Genomic DNA, 567 nt, shown 5'->3' on the forward strand with positions numbered 1-567 from the left:
CATCACTCTTATTCTGTAATTTTCAAAATTTCTAAAACCATACGCTCTTCTCGATATCATTTCCATTTTGTTGTGGAAGCCTTCTGTAATGCCGTTGTTGCGTGTAAAGCGCCACATGGCAATGATGGGTTGTAACCATGAAGTTAGGGTTTTGGCCAGTCCTCGTAGTGGACTGTGATGTAATTGCTCAACTAGATCTAAAAAACCGGGGAGCTTCTTTTCCATCCGCTTTTCATTCATTGTCTTTAAGAGCATATATCTGATGAGCTTTTGTTTAACCTCATACAAGGTTTTTAGCACCGGATAATCAGCTAAGTAACGTTGTAAGTTAGCGTTATTATCTTCGTTCAGTCGCCACTGATGCCGCCGCATCAAACTCAGTAAACCTCTGTTCTTACGCCCCTCAGGGTGATGGTGCTGCCAGGCTTTTAAAAAGTGGTGGTTTATCAGGCGAACCACATGAAACCGGTCAGCAACTATCGTCGCATTAGGGAAGTACTTGTTAGCAATGCTACGGTAAGTCTCTGACAAGTCCATGGCGATTAGCTTAACGTTTTCTTTGCTGGG

1 protein-coding gene is annotated in these 567 nt (G+C 42.9%); it reads right to left on the reverse strand.

Translation table 11 applies throughout. The features are described from left to right. The coding region (locus GLIP_RS11560; protein WP_040522743.1) for an ISL3 family transposase at nucleotides 1-567 on the reverse strand (567 nt) is incomplete at both ends.

The organism is Aliiglaciecola lipolytica E3, from assembly GCF_000314975.1.
GTDB classification, from domain to species: Bacteria; Pseudomonadota; Gammaproteobacteria; order Enterobacterales; family Alteromonadaceae; genus Aliiglaciecola; species Aliiglaciecola lipolytica.